Origin of the sequence: Streptomyces sp. NPDC020362, assembly GCF_040642095.1 — a bacterium.
In the GTDB taxonomy this organism is placed as follows: Bacteria; Actinomycetota; Actinomycetes; order Streptomycetales; family Streptomycetaceae; genus Streptomyces.
This window is the reverse complement of record NZ_JBFAET010000054.1, coordinates 16118-36671: the sequence shown is the minus strand read 5'-3', so window position 1 is coordinate 36671 and position 20554 is coordinate 16118. Positions and strand designations below refer to the sequence as shown.

General features: G+C 70.2%; 18 protein-coding genes. 10 read left to right on the top strand and 8 right to left on the bottom strand.

What is annotated here, in order from left to right; translation table 11 throughout:
* Positions 1–46: 46 nt before the first annotated feature.
* Together AB0H32_RS20980 and AB0H32_RS20975 are read right to left on the bottom strand one after the other, a co-directional pair.
* Complete coding sequence (locus tag AB0H32_RS20980) at positions 47–1426, bottom strand: MFS transporter (RefSeq protein ID WP_361122546.1); 1380 nt, start codon at positions 1424–1426, stop codon at positions 47–49.
* 207 nt (positions 1427–1633) lie between these two features.
* Positions 1634–2233, bottom strand: coding sequence for a TetR/AcrR family transcriptional regulator (locus tag AB0H32_RS20975; protein ID WP_361122543.1), 600 nt, complete (start codon positions 2231–2233; stop codon positions 1634–1636).
* A 114-nt stretch (positions 2234–2347) separates the two neighbouring features.
* Here AB0H32_RS20975 and AB0H32_RS20970 point away from each other — a divergent pair, with 114 nt between their 5' ends.
* Complete coding sequence (locus AB0H32_RS20970; RefSeq protein WP_361122541.1) at positions 2348–3196, top strand: alpha/beta hydrolase; 849 nt, start codon at positions 2348–2350, stop codon at positions 3194–3196.
* Positions 3197–3223: 27 nt separating this feature from the next.
* On the opposite strand, the gene AB0H32_RS20965 is transcribed toward AB0H32_RS20970, so the two are convergent.
* Together AB0H32_RS20965 and AB0H32_RS20960 are read right to left on the bottom strand one after the other, a co-directional pair.
* A complete protein-coding gene (locus tag AB0H32_RS20965) occupies positions 3224–3973 on the bottom strand; it encodes a GNAT family N-acetyltransferase (protein WP_361122585.1) in 750 nt (249 codons plus the stop codon).
* A gap of 261 nt (positions 3974–4234) precedes the next feature.
* Positions 4235–4726: a carboxymuconolactone decarboxylase family protein gene (locus AB0H32_RS20960; protein WP_361122538.1), complete on the bottom strand. Its 492-nt coding sequence runs from the start codon at positions 4724–4726 to the stop codon at positions 4235–4237.
* 82 nt (positions 4727–4808) lie between these two features.
* Between AB0H32_RS20960 and AB0H32_RS20955 the strand changes: the two genes are divergently transcribed.
* The 3 genes from AB0H32_RS20955 (at position 4809) to putP (ending at position 12238) form a co-directional block, all read left to right on the top strand.
* Positions 4809–5789 (top strand): pirin family protein, encoded by a 981-nt coding sequence (locus tag AB0H32_RS20955; RefSeq protein WP_361122535.1) that lies wholly within the window; start codon positions 4809–4811, stop codon positions 5787–5789.
* Positions 5790–6126: 337 nt separating this feature from the next.
* Entirely contained in the window at positions 6127–8532 is a 2406-nt protein-coding gene (locus AB0H32_RS20950; protein ID WP_361122532.1) for a SpoIIE family protein phosphatase, read from the top strand.
* 124 nt (positions 8533–8656) lie between these two features.
* Positions 8657–12238, top strand: a complete 3582-nt coding sequence (putP, locus tag AB0H32_RS20945; RefSeq protein ID WP_361122529.1) for a sodium/proline symporter PutP — start codon at positions 8657–8659, stop codon at positions 12236–12238.
* A 194-nt stretch (positions 12239–12432) separates the two neighbouring features.
* On the opposite strand, the gene AB0H32_RS20940 is transcribed toward putP, so the two are convergent.
* Positions 12433–12810 carry a thiamine pyrophosphate-dependent enzyme gene (locus AB0H32_RS20940; RefSeq protein WP_361122526.1) on the bottom strand — a complete coding sequence of 126 codons (378 nt, stop codon included), beginning with the start codon at positions 12808–12810 and terminating at the stop codon, positions 12433–12435.
* Positions 12811–12903: 93 nt separating this feature from the next.
* Here AB0H32_RS20940 and AB0H32_RS20935 point away from each other — a divergent pair, with 93 nt between their 5' ends.
* From AB0H32_RS20935 to AB0H32_RS20925, 3 genes are read left to right on the top strand one after another with little or no spacing between them, the layout of a single operon-like run.
* A complete protein-coding gene (locus AB0H32_RS20935; protein WP_361122523.1) occupies positions 12904–13371 on the top strand; it encodes a molybdopterin-dependent oxidoreductase in 468 nt (155 codons plus the stop codon).
* Complete coding sequence (locus tag AB0H32_RS20930) at positions 13317–13817, top strand: hypothetical protein (protein WP_361122520.1); 501 nt, start codon at positions 13317–13319, stop codon at positions 13815–13817. The genes AB0H32_RS20935 and AB0H32_RS20930 overlap by 55 nt, the downstream gene beginning before the upstream one ends.
* On the top strand, positions 13814–14506 hold the full coding sequence (locus AB0H32_RS20925; RefSeq protein WP_361122517.1) for a class I SAM-dependent methyltransferase: 693 nt from the start codon (positions 13814–13816) through the stop codon (positions 14504–14506). The genes AB0H32_RS20930 and AB0H32_RS20925 overlap by 4 nt, the downstream gene beginning before the upstream one ends.
* A gap of 261 nt (positions 14507–14767) precedes the next feature.
* Here the strand turns inward: AB0H32_RS20925 and AB0H32_RS20920 are convergent, their stop codons facing one another.
* The gene (locus AB0H32_RS20920) at positions 14768–15244 is read right to left on the bottom strand and encodes an Rrf2 family transcriptional regulator (protein WP_361122582.1); all 477 of its coding nucleotides are present in this window, start codon (positions 15242–15244) and stop codon (positions 14768–14770) included.
* 155 nt (positions 15245–15399) lie between these two features.
* On the opposite strand from AB0H32_RS20920, the gene AB0H32_RS20915 reads away from it, so the two are divergent.
* The 3 genes from AB0H32_RS20915 (at position 15400) to AB0H32_RS20905 (ending at position 18225) form a co-directional block, all read left to right on the top strand.
* Positions 15400–16131 (top strand): SDR family oxidoreductase, encoded by a 732-nt coding sequence (locus tag AB0H32_RS20915; RefSeq protein WP_361122514.1) that lies wholly within the window; start codon positions 15400–15402, stop codon positions 16129–16131.
* Positions 16132–16592: 461 nt separating this feature from the next.
* Positions 16593–17342 carry a dienelactone hydrolase family protein gene (locus tag AB0H32_RS20910; RefSeq protein WP_361122511.1) on the top strand — a complete coding sequence of 250 codons (750 nt, stop codon included), beginning with the start codon at positions 16593–16595 and terminating at the stop codon, positions 17340–17342.
* A 568-nt stretch (positions 17343–17910) separates the two neighbouring features.
* On the top strand, positions 17911–18225 hold the full coding sequence (locus AB0H32_RS20905; RefSeq protein WP_361122508.1) for a hypothetical protein: 315 nt from the start codon (positions 17911–17913) through the stop codon (positions 18223–18225).
* 123 nt (positions 18226–18348) lie between these two features.
* Here AB0H32_RS20905 and AB0H32_RS20900 read toward each other — a convergent pair whose 3' ends face one another.
* Positions 18349–18996: a hypothetical protein gene (locus tag AB0H32_RS20900; protein ID WP_361122505.1), complete on the bottom strand. Its 648-nt coding sequence runs from the start codon at positions 18994–18996 to the stop codon at positions 18349–18351.
* Positions 18997–19228: 232 nt separating this feature from the next.
* Entirely contained in the window at positions 19229–20383 is a 1155-nt protein-coding gene (locus AB0H32_RS20895) for a serpin family protein (RefSeq protein ID WP_361122502.1), read from the bottom strand.
* Positions 20384–20554: the final 171 nt, after the last annotated feature.

Here is a 20554-nt window from a genome sequence, read left to right as displayed (position 1 = left end):
CCTGGGCGGCAGCTTACGTAAGCGGCACGGCCAGGTCACCCTCGCGTCAGCGGACGGCCTCGGCCGGGGCGGCCGTACCGGCATCGGCATCGGGACCGGCCTGCGCCTCGGCGCGGCTGAGCGCCGCGTTGCGGGTGTCCGGCATCAGGACATAGGTGACCAGCGAGACGAGTGCGCACCCCGACACGTACCAGAAGAACATCTTCTCGTGGCCGCTGTCCTTGAACCACAGGGCCACGTACTCCGCCGTACCGCCGAAGAGGGCGTTGGCCACCGCGTACGGCAGGGCCACACCGAGGGCGCGGACCCGGGTGGGGAACAGCTCGGCCTTCACGGCCGCGTTGATCGAGGTGTAGCCGGTGACGATCACCAGGGCCAGCAGGGACAGTCCCAGCGCCGACCAGTAGGAGGAGGCCGAGCCGAGCGCGGTCATGATGGGATAGGTGCCCACCGTGCAGCCGACTGCGAAGGTGATCAGCAGCGGCCGGCGGCCGATCCGGTCGGAGAGCAGCCCGGCGAAGGGCTGGAGCAGTGCGAAGACGGTGAGCGCGGTGAAACTCACCAGCGTGGCTGTGGACTTGGCCATGCCGGCGCTGCCGATCAGGTACTTGGTGAGATACGTGGTGTACGTGTAGTAGGCCACCGTGCCGCCCAGGGTGAGCGCCATGACCAGCCCGGCCTCGCGGCGGTGCTGCCACAGCGCCTTGAGCGTGCCGCGCGTGGTGTCCGTACGCCCGTCAGCACCGGACTCCTCGGCGAAGACCTCCGTCTCCGTCAGCCGGCGCCGCAGCCAGAACACCACCACGGCGAACAGCGCGCCGATCACGAACGGGATCCGCCAGCCCCAGCTCTCCAGCTGCGCCGTGCTCAGGGTGTGCTGCATCGTGATGAGGATGGCGAGGCCGAGGAGCTGTCCGCACGTCATCGACACGTACTGGAACGAGGAGCCGAGACCGCGCCGGTTGCGGGCCGATGCCTCGGTCAGGTACGTGGCGCTGGCGGCGTACTCGCCCCCGATGCTCAGGCCCTGCAGCAGCCGGGCCAGGAGCAGCACCAGCGCACCGAAGTAACCGGCCTGGCCGTAGGTCGGTGCGAGGGCGATGAGCAGGGCGGCCACCGACATCATGCTGACCGTGAGGGTGAGCGCGCTCTTGCGGCCGCGGCGGTCCGCCGCCCGCCCGAGGATCCATCCACCGACGGGCCGCATCAGGAAGCCGACCGCGAAGATGCCGGCCGTGTTCAGCAGCTTGGTGGTGGGGTTGTCACCGGGGAAGAACGAGTCGGCGAAGTAGATCGCGAAGCTGGCGTAGACGAACCAGTCGTACCACTCGACGAGATTGCCGAGCGACCCGCCGACAAGGGCGAGACGGCGGCCGGCGGGGGAGTGGGCGGGTGGTTTTCCGGGCAGGGCGGAAGAAGCGGACATGGCGGCTCCAGGTGGGGTGGTCCGGTGGGAACGGGGAGCGGAAAGGTGTCCCCAGAACCTGAGTGCGCCGAGCATGCGGGCGCCCGCCGCACCCGGACAAGGGCCGCCGCGCAGATCTAACATGCCGCTAAGGAAGCAGCCGTTGCCCGGTCCTCCGCAGGCTGCCCGCCGCCGCGCGTGGGCCCCCATGCGCCTCTCGTTCGCTCCTCACTCGCCCGCCTGTGCCGCCCGTACGATCGCCGCTGCCGCCTTGGCCGCCGCGAGGACCGGTGCCGTGCTGCGTGCCGCGCGGCCGAGCATGAAGGCACCCTCCAGCAGGGCGATGACCGAGCCTGCCGTCTCCCGGGCGGCGGGCTGGGGGATGCCCCCTGCGGTGTAGTAGGCGGCGAGGTGGTCGGTCCAGCTGTCGAAGACCTCCGAAGTGGCCCGGCGCAGCGTCTCGTTGGTGCTGGCGACCTCCATCGCGACGGTGGCGACGGGGCAGGGGTCGGCGAAGTCGAGTTCGGCGAGGGTCTCTGCCGCTGCGGTGAAGGCGTCGGCGGTGGCCGCGACCCGGTCCTCGTACGCTGTCATCAGCGCGGTGATGAGCCCCAGGTAGACGGCGCCCGAGGTACGGATCACCTCCTCGCCCAACTGCGCCTTGCCGCCTGGGAAGAAGTGGTAGATCGACCCGAAGGGCGCACCGGCGGTCTCCGCGATCTGCTTCATGCCGGTGCCGGTGTAGCCCGTGCGCCGGAACAGCTCCGTGCCGGCGCTCACGATGCGCTGCCTGGTCTCGTGGGTGCTCGGGGCCCTGCTGTCGCTCACGGCTGAAGCCTCCCGGAAGGCCGCTGGTGCTGTCTGGCGTTCGGTGTCTATTGTGTCACTAGAACGATCTATCAAGTTGCTGTCGAGGCAGCCGACCGGATCGGAGACGGGACCATGCCGCAGATCGAGCTGTATGCGGGAACCATCGACTACGAGGACACGGGAGGCGACGGCCCGGTGGTGGTTCTCGTCCACGGCCTCGGCTTCGACGCGACGGTGTGGTCCGAGGTGACGTCGGACCTGCGGCCGGACTTCCGGGTGCTCGTCCCCGTGTTGCCCCTCGGCAGCCATCTGCGTCCGATGCGGCCGGACGCCGACCTGTCCGCACACGGCGTAGCCCGGCTCCTCGCCGAGTTCCTGGACCGCCTGGAGCTGAACGACGTCACCCTCGTCCAGAACGACGCCGGCACGGCCCAGCTTCTCGTCGGTGTACGGGACGAGCGCATCGCCCGCCTGGTCCTCACCTCCTGCGAGGCTCTGGACAACTACCCGCCAGGAGTGCAGGGCAGGTTGCTGCACCGGGCGAGCAGGGTCCCCGGCGGCCTCTTCCTGCTCCTCCAGTCCTTCCGCTTCCCCTTCCTGGCCCGCATGGAGACCTCGCTCGGCGGGATGGCGAAGACAAGGCTCCCGAAGGACCTGATCGCCCGCTGGTACGGCCCTCTGCTGTCGAGCCGCGCCATCCGCCGCGACTTCGCCAAGTTCTGCCACGGCGTGGACCCGCAGTGCTACGTCGAGGCGGCCCGGAACCTGCCCGGCTTCACCCGCCCGGTCCTGGTCGCCTGGGGTGCCGAAGACCGCATGATGCCGCCCGCCACCGGCCGCCGTCTGGCAGAACTGCTGCCGAACGCGCGCTACGTGGAGATCCCCGACGCGCGCACGCTGGTCCAGCTGGACAACCCGGCCGCTCTCACCGCTGAGATCCGACGCTTCGTCAAGGAACACCCGCTGCCCGGCGGGGGCTGAGCCGTGCTCGACCCCCGCCGGGGCACGTCACCCTTCCAGCGTCAGGTACAGGCGGGTTCCCGCGGGCCTGAAGCCGACGCGTTCGTAGACGCGGCGGGATCCCTCGCCCGAGTACTCCAGCCAGACGGACAGCGCCCCGCCGTGGAACGCGGTCCCGGCCAGGGCCGCCGTGACCGAGGCCGCGATGCCCCGGCCGCGGTAGGCGGGCCGGGTGCCCACACCCGCCAGCTCCGCGGTGCCCTCGGCGGGCGCCGAGCAGATGGCCGCCCCGGCGCAGCCGCCGTCGTCGGCGCGGACGAAACGGACGGCTCCGCCGCTCTCCTGGGTGCGCCGCAGCCGCGCCGCGCCCTCCGGGGAGGCAGGGAACTCACCGCCGAACGCCTCGGCCAGGGCGGTGTCGATCGCCACGTAGTCCTCGTCGCGGGCCGGAATTTCCACGCCGACGGCCCCGGCCGGCACCACCAGGGTGGCGGGGGTGCAGACCAGGTACTCGTGGACCGCCTCGGTGCCGAACCCCGCCCGGCGCAGCGCCGGTTCGACGGCGGGCGCGGCGTCGGGGGCGAACTCCAGACGGGGCTTGAGGCCGCGCTCGTGGAATGCCTCGATCAGGGCGCTGACGTCCTGGTCGGTCGGCTCGGCGCCGGGGACCGGAGTCGCGTAGTTGACGTACTGGCTGGTCGTCGTGGGATCGAAACCCACGATGAATCCTCCGGCTTCGACCGCCGCCGGACGGCGCAGCAGATGGGCGACGGCGAAGCTCTGGACATCGGTGTGCACGGTGATGATGACCTCACGGTGAAGGGCAGCCGCGAGGGCTGCGGGACCGGCCGAAGCCGGGAACACGGGACATGCGTGGGGCCGCCGTGAGAGATGCGAGGGCACCGGTGGTGTCCGCCGCCGGAGAGGCGGGCGGTGTCACTGCCGACGGCGGCCGCTGGGGGACGCCGGGATCAAAGGCTTCAGTCCTTCGTCGCGCAGAGGTGGGAAAGGATCGACCGGGCGAAACCCTGTCACGCCTCGCGAGAGCGCGGCAAGCGATTAAGCGGACGCAGGTCGCGGCCGTACTGGATGCTTGCTCAGGATCGAGACCCGGTTGAAGGCGTTGATGGTGATCGCCACCCAGATCACGGCGGAGACCTGGTCGTCGGTGAGCACCTCGAGGGCGGTCTCGTACGCGGCCTGCTGGGCAGTGGCGTCGCCGGGGTGGGTGGTGGCCTCGGCCAGCGCGAGCGCCGCACGTTCCGCGGGGGTGAAGAGTTCGGTGTCCCGCCAGGCTGCCAGCGTGCCGAGCCGCTGCGTCGTCTCGCCCGCGCGCAGGGCGGCCTTCGTGTGGACGTCGAGACAGTACGCGCAGCCGTTGAGCTGCGAGACGCGCAGGTTGATCAGCTCCACGACCGCGCGGTCGAGCCCCGCCTCGGCGGCGACCGCGTGCACCGCCTCCGACGTCCGGACGAGCGCCTGATAGGCGGCGGGGCTCTGCTTGTCGACAAAGATCCGCCGGACCGCGGACCCGGTCGTGTAGGTGCTCAACCCGAGACTCCTTCGGAAGGGTTTACGATCAGGCATAATAGTTGAACATAAAACAAATGGTGGGGCTGAGAGGCGGTTCACAGTGAGCAATGCCGAAACGACACCCGCGGAACTGCGCTGCGGCACCCCCGCGGACGGCGGCCGTCCGTCCGCCGTGCCGCCCGTGCAGGTCCTGACCGCGCGGGACGTTCCCCTGGGCGGCCCACGGGCCATGACCGTGCGGCGCACGCTACCGCAGCGCGCCCGGACCATGATCGGTGCCTGGTGCTTCGCGGACCACTACGGCCCCGACGACGTCTCGGACACGGGCGGCATGGACGTCGCCCCGCATCCGCACACCGGTCTGCAGACGGTGAGCTGGCTGTTCAGCGGGGAGATCGAGCACCGGGACAGCCTGGGCAGCCACGCCTCCGTGCGACCCGGCGAGCTGAATCTCATGACCGGCGGGCACGGCATCGCCCACTCCGAGGTCTCCACCCCCGGGACCACCGTCCTGCACGGCGTCCAGCTGTGGGTGGCGCTGCCCGACGCGCACCGGAACACCGAGCGGGACTTCCAGCACTACATTCCCGAGCCGCTGTGGGTGGGCGGAGCCGAACTCAGGGTCTTCCTCGGCACTCTCGCCGGTGCCGCCTCCCCGGTGCGGACGTTCACGCCCCTGCTCGGCGCCGAGATCGTCCTCCCGCCGTGCTCGGCCCTCACCCTCGCCGTGAACCCCCGTTTCGAGCACGGTCTCCTCGTCGACCGCGGCGACGTCCGCCTGGCAGATGTCCCCCTGCGTCCTGCGGAGTTGGGTTATGCGCCCCCCGGCTCCGACACGCTCACCCTCACCAACGAGTCGGACGACACCGCCCGCGCGATCCTGCTCGGCGGGACTCCGTTCGAGGAGGTGATCGTCATGTGGTGGAACTTCATCTGCCGGTCGCATGAAGAGGTCGTACAGGCACGTGAGGAGTGGATGGCGGGGGACCGGTTCGGCGTGGTGAAGGGGTACGACGGTGCCCCGCTGCCGGCGCCCGAGCTTCCGACGGTAGCGCTGAAGCCGCGGCGACGAGCGCAGTGACCTGCTGAAACGTGACGCCGGAACGGGGTGGATCGAAAGTCGCCCCGGGGCACGCCGCCGCCCGCCGGTTCGCCCGGTCCGCCGGACTGCGCCGCCATGGTCCCGAGCCCAGGTCGGCCGGGGGCCGGCGAGGTCCCGTCCCCGGCGCGACCGGGGCCGCAGGGCAGAGCTGTTCGGAGCAGAGCGCGCGGCTGTCGAAATTCCTAGAGTATTGATGCCTATAGATGCATTTGTCCATAAGGATGAGTGTGCTTTGACGGAAGAACAGCCGACGCCCGAACTGTCTGGCGCGTGTGCAACTGAGCAAGTTGCGGACCTGCCGTACCAGAAGTCCGCCTTGGACGCTGCCCGCGCTGTGGCTCAGGGTGCTGCGCTGGTGGCCGCCGTGCTGGGTGCGGCGGGCTTGTCCGGCTGGATCCTCGACATCGACGCCCTGAGGCGTGTGCCCGGCGCCGGTGCGGCGATGAACGCGAACACAGCTGTGAGCCTGCTGGCACTCGGCCTCTCCCTGTTCCTGGTGGCGGGCAGATATGTCACCTCGTGGGCGATCGCCGCGGCCCGTGCCGCCGCTGTCCTGGCCGCCCTGATCGGCGGACTCACGGTGGTGGAGTACGTGACCGGGGTTCGCCTGGGCATCGATGAGCTGCTCTTCAGGGACGACACCGCTCAGGTGGCGACCGAAGTACCCGGAAGGATGGCACCGAATACGGCTCCGGCACTGCTGATCGGGGGAGTGGCCGCCCTGTGCGCGAGCACGCCCCGGCTTCCCGCCTGGACGAGTCAGATCCCGGGCCTGGCCGTTCTCACGCTGGGGATGCTGCGGCTGTACGGGTTCGCGTACGCCGTGCCCGAACTGGAACGGTTCGGGGCCTACCAGGGCATGTCCCTGTACACCGGACTGGCTCTGGTGCTGCTGGGCCTCGCCGCCTTCCTCGCCCGGCCGGACCGGGGTCCTGCCGGACTGCTCATGAACGCGGGCACCACGGGGGCGCTCGGGCGCCGGCTGCTCGCGACCGTCCTGGTGGTACCGCCGTTGCTGGGCCGGCTCATCCTGGCCGGTGAGGATGCGGGACTGTTCGGGACGCGTCTGGGTACCGCGCTGCTGGTGTGCGCGCACGTGGCCGTATTCACGGCGATCACCTTCGCGGCCTTGGCCGTGGGTCGCCGTATCGAGGTGGCGCACGCCCGTGCCGAATGGCAGGTGCGGCAGAACGAACTGCTGCAGGCGTTCATGGACCACACCCCGGCGGTGATGTTCGTCAAGGACCTGAACGGTCGATTCCTGGCGGTCAACACGACGTTCGAGGAGAGCCTGGGCCTGCCCCGCGAGCAGGTACTGGGCCGCCGGGACCTGGATGTCCTGCCGCCCGGCCTCGCTCGTCAGGCGAGGGCCTCAGACCTCGGCATGCTGGCGCAGGGCACCCCCATGCAGCAGGAGGAGCTTCTCGCCCTGCCGGAGGGGCCGCGCGACTTCCTCACCAGTCTGTTCCCCCTCACCACGCCGTCCGGCAGCGTCTACGCCATAGGCGGTGTGGCCACCGACATCACCGAACGGGTCGCGGCACAGCGCGAGGTCCGGCGGGCCAACCGGCGCTTCCGCGCGCTGCTGGAATCGGCCCCCGACGCCCTGCTGATCACGGACGGCCGAGGCGTCGTCGTCATGGCCAATGCGCAGGTGCAGCGATTGTTCGGTCACACGCCGGCCGACCTCCTGGGCACCGAGGTCGGTGATCTGGTGCCTGGCCCGCGGCGCCGACGGCACGGCGTCCTCCTGCGTGCCTACCTGCGACAGCGGGACCCGAAGCCGATCGTCGTGGACAGGGGCCTGTACGGGCTGCACAGCGGCGGCGGTGAGTTCCCGGTCGAGGTGAGCGTCAGCAGCCTCCGGGCCGAGGAGGAGACGCTGGTGTTCCTGACCGTGCGGGACATCACCGAACGCCGGCAGGCCGAGGCCGAGCGCGCCGAGCGCTATGAGGAGCACCGGCGTATCGCGCACACCCTGCAGCACAGCCTCATGGGTGAGCCGCCCCGTCTGCCGTACCTGCCGAGTGCCCACCGGTACCTGGCATCCGTCCAGGACCCTGGGGTCGGCGGCGACTGGTTCGACATCATTCCCCTCGACCGGCACCGAACCGGCATCGTCGTGGGCGATGTGATGGGCCGGGGCCTGGAGGCGGCCGCCGTCATGGGGCAGCTGCGCGCCGCCTCCCATGCGCTGGCCCGCACGGGCATACCGCCCGGCCGGCTGATGACCGGGCTGGACGCCTTCGTCGGTGATCTGGCGGACCAGCTCGTCACCTGCGTCTACCTGGTGATGGACCAGAGCGCCCATGAGGTCACGCTGTGTTCGGCGGGACACCTCCCTGTCATCACCGTTTCACCTGACGGGCCTGCTCGCCGGCTGGTGGCTCCGGTCAATGTGCCGCTGGGCGTCAACGATTCGTGCGTCGGTGGTGTGCCGTTCGAGCAGACCACCCAGCCGCTGCCGCCGGGCAGCACTCTGGCGCTCTACACCGACGGACTGGTCGAGAGGCCCGGCACCGACATCGAGGCCCAGATCGACATCCTCGCCCGCACTCTCGGCGTCGCGATGAAGGGCTCTCCCGCAGATCCGGAGAGCCTCGACCGGGCCGCTGACCGGCTGCTCAGAACCCTGATTCCGGACATGGCGGCGCATGACGACGACGTGACGCTGCTGCTGGTCGGGCTGCCCGAGCCGGATGGGGCAGGAGCCCCTGCCTGACCGCCACGGCAGACACGAGCGGTGCGGCGGCTGACATTGACCGTAATCTGTACATTTGTGCAGTAGGGCCCACGGCTGCCAGGCGTGCCGCGGCCGTGCTCAGGAACCTCGCGAGCGGGGCAAAATGTTCGACTCGAGTACGCCGATCGTGGCTACATTCCTCGTCTATGTGGCCGTCATGATCGGAACAGGTGTCTGGGCCTCCGGTCGCACCCACACCTTTGCCGACTTCGCCCTGGGGGGCCGCAGGCTCAGTGCCTTCGTCGCCGCCCTGTCCGCGGGAGCCAGCGACATGTCCGGCTGGCTGTTCCTGGCCTTTCCCGGAACGGTGTACGCGGCCGGTCTGGGCGCCAGCTGGATCGCGGTCGGTCTGGTGGTCGGTACCTACCTCAACTGGCTGTTCGTCGCGCCGAGGCTGCGCACCTACACCGAGCGAGCCGGGAACGCCGTGAGCCTGTCGGCCTATCTGGAAGAGCGGTTCGAGGACCGCACCCGGATGCTTCGGATGGTCTCCGCGGCGGTCACTCTCGTCTTCTTCACCGTCTACGTCGCCAGTGGGCTGGTGGCAGGCGGACTCTTGTTCGAGCACATTTTCGATGTCGGGTTCGGGCTGGGAGTGACTCTGACCGCCCTGGTCATCGTCGTCTACTCGTGCCTGGGTGGCTTCCTCGCCGTGAGCCTGACGCACGTGATGCAGGGCACGCTGATGTTCCTCGCCCTGCTCGTGCTCCCCGCTGTCGGCATCGGCGCGCTGGGCGGCTTCGGGGCACTGCGCGACACCCTCAACAGCAGGACACCGAGCCTGCTGGACATGGGCGCCAAGGTCGACTTCACCGACGGGCGGTGGTCGGGAGGCGGGTCGCTCGGCGCCGTCGCGATCATCTCGTTGCTCGCCTGGGGCCTCGGCTATTTCGGTCAGCCGCACATCCTGGCCCGCTTCATGGGCATCCGCAGCACCGAGGCCGTCCCCGCGGCCCGGCGCATCGAAACCGGGTGGGTCATCGTCGTGCTCGTCGGCGCCACGCTCGTCGGCCTGATGGGAATCGCGCGGACCGGCACGCCGCTCCACGACCCCCAGACGGTGTACATCGGCCTGAGCCAGGCACTGTTCAATCCCTGGGGTGCCGGGGTGATGCTGATCGCCGTACTGGCCGCGATCATCTCGACCGCGGACAGTCAGCTCCTCGTGTCGTCGGTCGCTCTCACGGAGGACTTCTACCACGCGTTCCTCAACCGGCGTGCCTCCGACAGGGCACTGGTCTGGGTCGGCCGCGCCGCCGTCGTCGTCGTGACCCTGGTGGCCTTCGTGATCGCGCTCAGGGGCGGCGGGCTGCTGGGCATCGTCGCCTACGCCTGGGCGGGCTTCGGGGCCGCCTTCGGGCCGGTCGTCCTCCTCTCGCTGTACTGGCCGCGCATGACCTGGGCGGGGGCCATGGCCGGGATCGTGTCGGGCGCCGCCACGGTGCTGCTGTGGAAGAAGATCAATCCGCTGCTCGGTCCCTTCGAGTCGGGCGTCTACGAAATGGTCCCGGGAGTCCTGGTCGCCGCGGCCGCCGCGCTGGTGTTCGGCAGGTTCGTCGGCCGGCCTCCGAAACGGGCCTTCTGGCGGATGCCGGGCGGCGGGGTGAGCCGGCTGATGCTCACTCCGTTCCTCGCACACGCGCCGGTCGGCATCGCCGTGCTCGACACCGACCTGCGGTACGTCTGGGTGAACGAGCCACTGGACCAGCAGATCCCGCTCGAACGGCGGCTGGGGCGGCGGATGGCGGAGGTGCTGCCGAAGGCGGAGGCCGAGGCTTTTGAGGAGAGGATGCGCGGGGTCCTGAAGACCGGCGCTCCGGTGATGGACTTCGAGTACCGCAGCCCCGGGCACACCGCCCCCGGCGCCGGCCGTGCGATCTCGGCCTCCTTCTTCGCCATGAAGGACCGCCATGGTCGGAACGCGGGTGTCTGGTACATGGTCATCGACGTCACCGAGCGGCGGCGGGCCCAGGAACGCCTGGCCCTGCTCAACGATGCTGCTGCCCGCATCGGCAGCACCCTGGACGTGACGCGGACCGCGCAGGAACTTGCCGATGACGCCGTGCCGTCCGTGGCCGACTTCGTCGCCGTCGACCTGCTGGACTCGGTCATGAGGGGTGAGGAGCCCGCACCCGGGCCGGTCGGGATGTCGCCCGTCATCAGGCGCGCGGGGCAGCAGTCGGTGCGGGAGGGCTGTCCCGAGGCGACGCTGTCCGTGGGGGAGACGGTCCGGCGTGCACCCTCGTCGCCCGTGACCCGCTGTCTGCTGGAGAGCAGGACCCTCGTGGAACGGACTCTGGACCACACCACCAGTCCGTGGGTGACCGAGGACGAGTCGCTGCGCGCCTCCATCCGCGATTACGACGCCCGCTCGGTGATGGTGGTCCCGGTGCGGGCGCGCGGCGTCACCCTGGGCGTGGCGACGTTCGCCCGGTCCCGGCGGCTGGGCCCGTTCGAGGACGACGACGTACGTCTCGCCGAGGAACTCGTCTCCCGTGCGGCGGTGTGCATCGACAACGCGCGCCGATTCACCCGCGAGCGCACCGCGGCCCGTTCCATGCAGCGGTACCTGTTGCCGCAGGAACTGACGGGAGGGTCCGCTCTGGAGGTGGCCTCGTGGTACCTCCCGGCGGATGCCCCCACCGGTGTCGGCGGCGACTGGTTCGACGTGATTCCGCTCTCCGGAGCGCGGGTCGCACTGGTCGTCGGGGACGTGGCCGGGCACGGCATCAACGCGGCGGCGACGATGGGGCGCCTGCGCACCGCGGTACGCACGCTCGCCAACCTCGACCTTTCGCCGGACGAATTGCTGGCCCACCTGGACGACCTGGTCATCGGCCTCATGGGCGCGCACGACAGCGATGCCTCGACGGCGGCCGAGGGGGAGGCCGCGGGCACCGCGTTCATGGGCGCCACCTGCCTGTACGCCGTCTACGACCCGGTCAGCGGGCGGTGCACGCTGGCCCGGGCCGGTCACCTCCCGCCGGTGATCGTCGATCCCGACGGCGGCGTCGACATCCTGGACCTGCCCGCCGGACCGCCACTCGGCCTCGGGTACCTCCCCTTCCAGTCCGTCGAACTCAAGCTGGCCGAGGGCAGCCTCATCGCGCTCTACACCGACGGCCTCATCGAGTCCTTCGACCGGGACATCGACGTCGGGCTCTCCCGGCTGAGCGGTGCCCTGACGGCGCCCCGGCCGACACTGGAGGAGACCGGACGTGCGGTGATCGACGATCTGCTGGCCGGTCCGCCGTCCGACGATGCGGCCCTGCTCCTCGCCCGGACCCGGGTCCTGTCCCGGGACCGTGTCGTCTCCTGGGACCTGCCCAGTGACCCGGCCGCCGTGGCACACGCCCGCGCCCTCGCCACCCAGCAGCTGACGGAGTGGGGCATCCCCGACCTTACGTTCACCACGGAGCTCATCGTCAGCGAACTGGTCACCAACGCCATCCGCCACGCGACCGGACCGATCGGACTTCGCATGGTCCGGGACCGCAGCCTGATCTGCGAGGTCTCCGACGCCAGCAGCACCTCGCCACGCATGCGCCATGCCCGGACCACCGACGAGGGCGGGCGGGGCCTGCTGATCGTGGCCCAGCTGGCCCGCCGATGGGGCACCCGTTACACGACGACTGGCAAGATCATCTGGACGGAACAGGCTGTTCCGGCGGACACCGTTGCCTAGCCGCCCGCTCCCGACGGCAGCGGGTGGTGTGCTCTGCTTCGGGGCATCCAGCCGGCTGATCAAACCCTTCCGGTTTGCCGGGCGGACGGGTCGAGGGCGAGGACCACGGATGACGAATCGTCAGAACGGACCACCGAGATTGCCCAGCCGGTCCGTGAGCCGCAGGTTCTCGGAGCAGTCCACGGGGCAGGCGATCACGGAGACCCCGCTTCATCGAGCGCCCGGCGCGGAACGGGCAGCAACTGCTCGGCGGTCTCGATGGCGTAGCCGCGGGCGCCGAAACTCTCGGCGTAGGCGACCAGGTCCGGGACGGTGAACCGGGTGTGGCTGCGGCGGCCCGGTTCGAGTTCCGTCTTCCAGGTGATCAGGCCGTATTCCCGGTCCACCAGGACGAGGACCACCAGGAGGACACGCTCACGGACGGCGGTCGCCAGCTCGTGAGAGTTCATCAGGAAGGAGCAGTCACCCATCATGGCCAGGACGCGTCGGTCCGGCCGGGCCAGTTCGGCGGCGAGGGCGCCCGGCAGCGCGACGGGCCGGTCCCCAGCGTGGCCGAGCGCACCCCTGCCCACCGGTCGGCCGCCCGTAGATCTCCGCCGTGAACGAGGCGGCCCCCTCGTGACGGACCGGGACGTACCGGACCCCCGGAGCCGTTCAGCGCGTCGATGAACCGGATGTTCTCCTCACCGGAGATCACGAAGACGCACTCCACACCCTCGGCCCGCAGACAGCGCACCTACAGGCCCAGCACGCCGCCGCGCTGCCGATCGCCTGCGTGGAGGGCTGGTCCAGTCGACGACCAGCAATGGAGCGGCCCCCGGCTGGACCGCCTCGCAGCCCTGGCCGACATGTCCGACGCCGGAAGCGTCCTGGTCGAATCCATCCAGCCGCCAGGCCCGTTCACCAGGGTGGTGCTGCGGGGCAACCGGATTCGCGACCCCCGAGCGCTGCTCGCCCTCCGCGTCAACGGCGGGGACCTCTCACTCGACCACGGCTACCCGGCCCGCATCATCGTCCCGGCCAACCCCGGCGTGAACAACACCAAGTGGGTCCACCGGCTCACCTTCAGGGTGTGTCCATGGCACGATTCGTCCGCTGGTACGGCTCGGGCCCACTGCATCTTCTGGTCCTGATCGCCTCGTTCGCCCTCACCGGCTACGCCATGGTGCGCCTGTTCGCCGTCCGGGCCTGGGAGGTGGCGATCTGGTTCGTCGGTGCGGCCGTCCTCCACGACCTGACCCTGCTGCCTCTGTACTCGCTGGCCGGCCTGTCGGCCCTCTCCGTGCTGCGGCATCGTGCCGGCAACGGACCGTCGGTGCCGTGGATCAACCACCTGCGCGTCCCCGCCTTCCTGTCCGGTCTGCTCCTGCTCGTCCGGTTCCCCCTCGTCTTCCGGCTCGCCGTCCCCTGCCCCGGTGACACCGGGCTGTCCGACAGCGTCTACCTCGGCCGATGGCTGGCGATCACCGGCGTGCTCTTCGCTGCCTCCGCAGTGGCCTTCGCGATCAGACTGCGCCGCGCTCTACGAGCCCGCCGTGACGAGAGCCGGCCCGCCTCAGGTCATGGCGCCACACCATGACGACCGACGAGGACGAGGGGTACGGCGCAGAGCAGGACCCCTACGCGCTGGCCCTGCGGCCGGGCCGTGGACCGGTGTATCTGCGGCTGGCCGACGGGCGCCGGATCCGTATGCCGGTGCACCGCTGGCACGAGCAGCCCACGGCAGCCGACAAGACCGTGCTCGAACGCTGCGTCGGTCCCGTCCTCGATGTCGGCTGCGGGCCGGGCCGGTTGTGCGGAGAACTGCTGAGCCGGGGAGTCTTCGCCCTCGGCGTCGACATCGCGCCCAGCGCGGTCGCACTCACCACCGCCCTGGGCGGGCTCGCTCTGTGCCGATCGGTCTTCGACCGGATGCCGGGCGAAAGAGGCTGGCAGACGGTTCTGCTCATCGACGGCAACACCGGCATCGGAGGCGACCCCCGTGGCCTGCTGCGCCGCTGCGGCGGGCTGATGGCCCCGGCGGGACACCTCGTCATCGAGGTCGACCCCGATGATGTCGAAGAGGTGTGCACGGCCCGGTGGGAGGACGTCCAGGGCCGCAGCGGTGCACCCTTTCCCTGGGCGCGGCTCGGGCGACGGGCGCTCCGCAGGGCCGCCGAGGAGCTTGCCCTCGGCGTCATCGACCAGTGGACGAGCGGGCACCGGTGTTTCGTCGCCCTGACTCGTCGGAGAAGATCCTCGGTCGGCCATGACGTGGGACCACGCTGACGAAGGGCGGGCGGGCTCGCGGCCGTCCGGGCCGAGCCGTTCAGCAATGCTGGAAGCGAACCGCCTGCTCCCGCGCTGGACGCCGCGGAGCGGCTGCTGAGGACCTGGTTGCCCGCCGCCGACCGGTATGGGACCCGAGGCAAGGCCACCGACTGCCTGTGGCTGACGACGGCGGTTCGCCGGCCGCCACACATGGAACTTCATCGGAGTTCTCGCAGGTCGGCGAAGTTCGGGACGGCTGGGGTCCGGATGATCAGCTCGTTACGCCTCGGCCGCACTCAGCCAGGTGCCGATGCCGGCCAAGGTGCCGCCCCCGGAGTCGGATTCGACGTCGTCGGCCAGGTCGGCGATGGTGACGGACCGCAGGACGTTGCGGCGAGCCGACTCGGCGGCGGCCATCGCACGGGCGATGGCGCAGGGCGCGGTGCAGGCCTCGGGCGGACTCGCCATCGGTCCGCGCCGGCGAATCTCCGTGCACACGAATGCCGGGTCGGGTCCGTCGATCGCTTCGACGACATCGAGCACTGTGATCGACGCAGGGGCTCGGGTCAGGACATAGCCGCCCGCCTTCCCCTGAACCGCTCGCACCAACCCGGCGCGCGAGAGGGCCTGGAGCTGTTTGGCGAGATAGGTCGGCGAGACGTCGTGCAGTTCCGCCAGCCGCGCGGCCGGCACGGGCGCCTCCACCGACGTCAGCACGACACAGCAGTGCAGGGCCCACTCAACCCCACCGGACATCTTCACGCCCTCACTTTACCCGGGCTCCCGTTGACTCGGACACCTGATGTCCGGGTAATGTCTCGGACATCGAGTGTCCGAGTATGCGTCCGGCGTGTGACCGCAGTCGCATGCGGTACATATCGGACATCAATCAACGAAGGAAGGTGCATGCCATGAAGTTCGCAGTCATCGGCGGAACCGGGCTGATCGGGTCACGGGTCGTGGAGAACCTGAAGGCGGCCGGGCATCAGGCCGTACCGCACTCCTTGTCCACGGGCGTGGACATCATCACCGGCCAGGGGGTCGAGTCGGCCGTGCAGGGCGCCGACGTCGTCATCAACCTGACGAACTCACCGACCTTCGACGCCGCCTCGCTCGCCTTCTTCCAGACCTCGATGGACAACCTTCTCGCCGCGAGCGAGAAGGGCGGGGTAGGGCACTTCGTCATTCTCTCGATCGTCGGCGTGGACCAGGTGCCGGAGCTGGACTACTACCGGGCGAAGGTGCTTCAGGAGGACGTCCTCAAGGCCGGGCCGATCCCGTATTCCATCGTTCGCGCCACGCAGTTCATGGAGTTCATGGACGCGACCCTGTCCATGACCGCCGACGGCGACACCGTCCGCCTGCCGCGTACGCCGATCCAGCCGATCGCCGCCAAGGACGTCGCCGCCACCGTCGCCGAAGTCGCCGCGGGCGCACCGCTGAACGGCATCCTCAACATCGCCGGCCCCGACGTCTACCCCCTCGACGAACTCGGCCGGCTCACTCTGACCGCCAAGGGCGACAGTCGCTCCGTCGTCACCGACGACAGCGCCGGCATGTTCGCGGCCGCCAAGGGCGATGTCCTCACCGCCCCGGAACAGGCCCGGATCGCCCCCGTTCACTACACCGACTGGCTCGTCTGAACCAACCCTCTCCTCCAGCAGTACCCAGTGAAGGGCGGGCAGGTCGGGTCGCTGGGCCGCGCCCGCCCACACGGCCATCGGCAGTCGGTAGTCATGAGCGGGTCCCTGAGGGACAGTGAGGTTTCTGGTTTCGTGACTGGGGCCTGGAACGCCGGGGATGTCGCGGTCCTCCATTCCTCCTCTCCTTGGCCCGGGAGTGCGTCGTGCCATCTGGCCGTCCCGCCGGTCCAAGCCCGCGTGCGCGGTCGCCGTCTCCGCACTGACCGGGGCGGCGGACGTCTCCTTGCCGAGGCGGACGGAGCGGCCGAGGGCGGCCCATTACTGGTGGCGGCCGGGGCGATCGTCACTGCTACGGTTCGTAACGGTGATCACGGATTGCGGCCGGGGTGATCACCAGCCGACTACCTCAACCCCGGCAGAGGGCTGTGCACTGGCATCAGTCCAACGAAGGAGCATCCGCCATGCCCGTCAGGACACTGCAGATTCCCACCGCGGGCGGCCAGGCCGACGCCTTAGCCGCCTTCCCCGACCACGGCGAGCCGCGCCCGGGGGTGCTGATGTACATGGACGCCATCGGCGTGCGGCCCGTGCTGGAGGAGATGGCCCGTGAACTGGCCGAGCACGGCTACTACGTGCTCGTCCCCAACCTCTACTACCGGCACGGCCCGGCACCGGTGACCGACCTTCCCGAGCACATCGGAGAAGATGTCCGGCCCGCGGTCTTCGCCCAGCTGATGCCCTTTGTCGAGGCGCACACCACCGAACGTGCCCTGCGCGACGCCGACGCCTACCTCAGGTTCCTCACCGCCCAGCCAGAGGTCAGCGCCGGACCCGTCGCCGTGATCGGCTACTGCATGGGCGCCGTCCTGGCGATGCGCACCGCAGCGGCCCACCCCGACCAGGTGGCCGCCGTTGCCGGATACCACCCCGGCCCCTTGGTCACGGACGAGCCCGACAGCCCGCACCGCCTCGTCCCCAAGCTCACCGCCCAAGTCCACCTCGGCCTCGCCGGGAACGACATGTCGGCCGAGGCCATCAGCGAGCTCAACCAGGCCCTGGACGCCGCAGGTGTCGGCTACAGCTGCGAGATCTACCCCGGCACCATCCACGGCTTCACGATGTCGGACACCGAGGCCTTCAACCCCTCCGCAATGCAGCGCCACTGGGACCGCCTGCTTCCCCTCCTGGGCCGCACCCTGGCCGACAGCTGAGGGGCAAAGCGCCTGTTCCGTCGACGACGCAGTACGCGCACTCAACGGGTACCTGCTCCACCGCACGGCACAAGGCATCACACTGCAGCGGCTGTGGAGTCTCCTGTCGGTCAAGCGCTTCCTTCCAGCCCGCCCAGCCCTACTGCGGAGGGCCGAGTGGGAACCTCACGACAGCACCATCTGGTTCCCGCCCGTCGACGACTGTCCCGACGACGACATCGTGGCGGTCGTACGGGCGGCAGAACGCCTCCTGCCCCTCCAGGGTCTGCGAACCGCTCCGACAACTGAACTCGGCCTGGGTACCGGGTTCGAGGCCGCTCGGCCGAGCTGCCCATCAAGCCGTGGGGCGTTGTCAGACCCGTCCTTTACCGTGACGAGTGGGAGGAGGAACGCGTATGGGGTGAACCGCCGCCGCAGTGGAAGGCCGGCCGCCGTGAAGGACGCCCGGTGCGGTTCAGCAGCGGATGTTCACGGTGATCCGCCCTCGGCCTGGTGGGTGACCAGGACGGACGCGACCATCTGATCCGCGGCTGACAGCAGCTGCAGCAACCACTACAAGGACCTGCCCATGACCACCGATGAACTCTTCGACACCATCGCCGACAGCCTCGCTCCCCTCGGCGCCACAACCGGAGCGATGTTCGGCAAGCGCGCCCTCAAGGCCGACGGCAAGGCCTTCGCCTGCCTTCAGGGCGACCACCTCGCCTTCAAACTCGGCGGCGGCACCCCCGCTCACGCCGAAGCCCTCGCCCTGCCAGGTGCCGAACTCTTCGACCCCTCCGGAAAGCAACGCCCCTTCAAGGACTGGGTCGCCGTTCCCCGGATCCATGCCGCCCGCTGGCCACGCCTGGCGGAAACCGCGCTCGGCAGCCTCACTTCATGACCGCCGCGGCCGGCTCCCGGTGGGGCGGGGGAACCGGCAGAGGAGCCAGGACATCCAGTCGGCGCACGGTGTCTGCCACGGCCCCATACCGCGCCGGACGGAGCGTGCACACGATCAGCGAGATCACCATGGGTACCCCCGGGCAAGTGCGCCGGGTATCCCCTCGGCCCCTGCCGCGGGACCGCAGGTTTGCGCCGAGTGCAAGAACGGGGCCAGGGTCACGAACACGGTGACGGCCGCCGTGATGAGCCGGACCGTGTAGAGGACCGGTGCCTGTGCCCGGCGACGCGAGACCACCCGTGTGACCCACGCGCCCGCCGAGCCTGCGGCGAGCGTGGCCAGCAGACTCGCGGGCAGTGCGAAGCCCGCGAGCGGATGCCGGGGCGGCAATCCCGTGCAGTAGTCGCTGTCGTTCATCACAGAGGTCAGCACTACCAGCAGCGGGGTCGTGGCCAATGCCGTCGCCCAGGCCAGGGCGGTCAGTACCCACTGCAGCGTCCCGTGCCGGCCCCGCACCGCACGGGAGAGGGCCACGCACATCAAAAGGACCGGTGCCGCCATCATGCATCCGCCCTGCGACAGAGCGGTGGCGCGGGACCGGCCGTCGACCTGTGGGTCGTCGGCCCAATAGAAGGTGATGTACGCCCCGAACACGGCGATCATGATCACCTGCACGGCGAGGGCGTGCACGGTGGCCCGGGCCTTGGGCGCGTCAGGGAAGGAGGCGGGCCAGAGGACGCCCCGCTCGCAGGCGCCCTCGCGTGTGCGCACCGGGTTCCTCCGGTTTCGCCGATCAGCAGCTTCACGGACCCCCTCCACTCTGCGTCGGAGCCGGCGGGAGTGAACACCGCGCCTGCCGGATTCCGTTCATGATCGGCTGGAGTGGGGCCGGCCACATCCGTGCGAACACGTAGCCGAGCACGTGACCGCGGGGCGCAAGCATTGCGGCGCGAAGGTCGGGGCGGCGTCGTACCGCGTCCAGGTCCCGACTCGCCGTTCCGCATCAGGAATGGGGCGACCGGGGTACCGACGCCTGCCACGCCGTGAACAGGGGCAGTCCACTGTTGCCGGCGAAGATCACGATGCCGAACGGCCTGTCGAACGCGATGTGCCTGGTCCGCGGTACGCGGCCCGAGACGCTCCGAGTGGACTTCCAGACCTGCGTCACGGCTGCCGCTCGCACACCCTCCTCGTCCATTCTCAGCACCGACTCCTGGGTGACCCTGTCGATGCGCAGTGGCTCGGGAGACATGCCGGAGAAGTCGGCGCGTTCGGACACGGCCAGGGGGACGCCGAGCGGGGGCAGATGCCGCTTTGCGTCAAGGCGCGTGCGCAAGTGGAGCCGCGGGAGCGCGACGGTGACCTCGTCCGCGTCGACCGGCCGCCGACGCTCGAGCGGCGCCCAGGCAGCGGGCAGGACTTCCGCGGGGCCCCGACCTGGTGCTCCCAGCACGCAACTCACCTGCAGCGGCACCCGGCCCGGCTCCGCGTCGCAGAGCAACGCCACCACGTCCACCTCATCCGCAGCGCTTTGGGAGGGAGCCTCGACGGTCCAGGCGTACGAGGGCCCCGGCAGCGTCTTGGCCATGGTCGGGACGAGGTGCCCGATGCCCCGGGCGTCGGTGAAGGTCCGGTCGGCGGTGTTCTGCTGCTTGAACCGGGACGACCACTTGCCGTCCAGCGCGAGCGCGTTGACGAGCAGAAGCAGTTCGTCCCCCTCCGGACGGTCCGGCAGCCGACCGATCAGCCGACCCGTCATCTCTCGCACCCAGGCGCTGATCGCCGAGGGGTCGGACGGGTCCAGGTGCCCGAAGCAGATCCCCGGCAGACGGTCACGGAAATCCCGGTAGACCGGAATCCGCGACCACACGCCCGTCGCCAGCTTCAGCCCTTCCACAGCGGCCAGTTGGGCGGCGACCTCGGTGGTGGCGGCAGCAGCCTCCGGCCCGGCCGCACCCAGCAACGTACGCAGCTCCTGCGCCGTGTCCGACCGGGCCCCCGCCGCGACGGCCGACAGCGCAAGCCACAGGCCCATGGGCGAACAGACGACATCACCGTTCGCCGCCCGCACAGCCGCATCATCGATCACTGACACCAGCAAGCGCTCCGCGAACGCCCGGACGCCGTCGACATGCCGAGTTTGTATGGCCTGAGCCACGCTGCCTCCTGACTTGTGCCGCCCGCACGGTGCGAGACGGCCCGAACGGTCCTTGCCTTGCCGGTGACGACCCGGCCTCGTAGAGCCGGTGTCGGCACAGGACCTGGCACTGAGCACTGCGCGAAGTCGTCGGCTCGCCGGCCCGGCCGCGCCCTGCGGGGATCCGGGAAG

Coding starts and splice junctions, on each gene's coding strand:
- AB0H32_RS20920 (WP_361122582.1), bottom strand. CDS start 15,244: ATGTCCGGTGGGGTTGAGTGGGCCCTGCACTGCTGTGTCGTGCTGACG.
- AB0H32_RS20925 (WP_361122517.1), top strand. CDS start 13,814: ATGACGACCGACGAGGACGAGGGGTACGGCGCAGAGCAGGACCCCTAC.
- AB0H32_RS20905 (WP_361122508.1), top strand. CDS start 17,911: ATGACCACCGATGAACTCTTCGACACCATCGCCGACAGCCTCGCTCCC.
- AB0H32_RS20970 (WP_361122541.1), top strand. CDS start 2,348: ATGCCGCAGATCGAGCTGTATGCGGGAACCATCGACTACGAGGACACG.
- AB0H32_RS20980 (WP_361122546.1), bottom strand. CDS start 1,426: ATGTCCGCTTCTTCCGCCCTGCCCGGAAAACCACCCGCCCACTCCCCC.
- AB0H32_RS20915 (WP_361122514.1), top strand. CDS start 15,400: ATGAAGTTCGCAGTCATCGGCGGAACCGGGCTGATCGGGTCACGGGTC.
- AB0H32_RS20935 (WP_361122523.1), top strand. CDS start 12,904: ATGAACCGGATGTTCTCCTCACCGGAGATCACGAAGACGCACTCCACA.
- putP (WP_361122529.1), top strand. CDS start 8,657: ATGTTCGACTCGAGTACGCCGATCGTGGCTACATTCCTCGTCTATGTG.
- AB0H32_RS20910 (WP_361122511.1), top strand. CDS start 16,593: ATGCCCGTCAGGACACTGCAGATTCCCACCGCGGGCGGCCAGGCCGAC.
- AB0H32_RS20930 (WP_361122520.1), top strand. CDS start 13,317: ATGGCACGATTCGTCCGCTGGTACGGCTCGGGCCCACTGCATCTTCTG.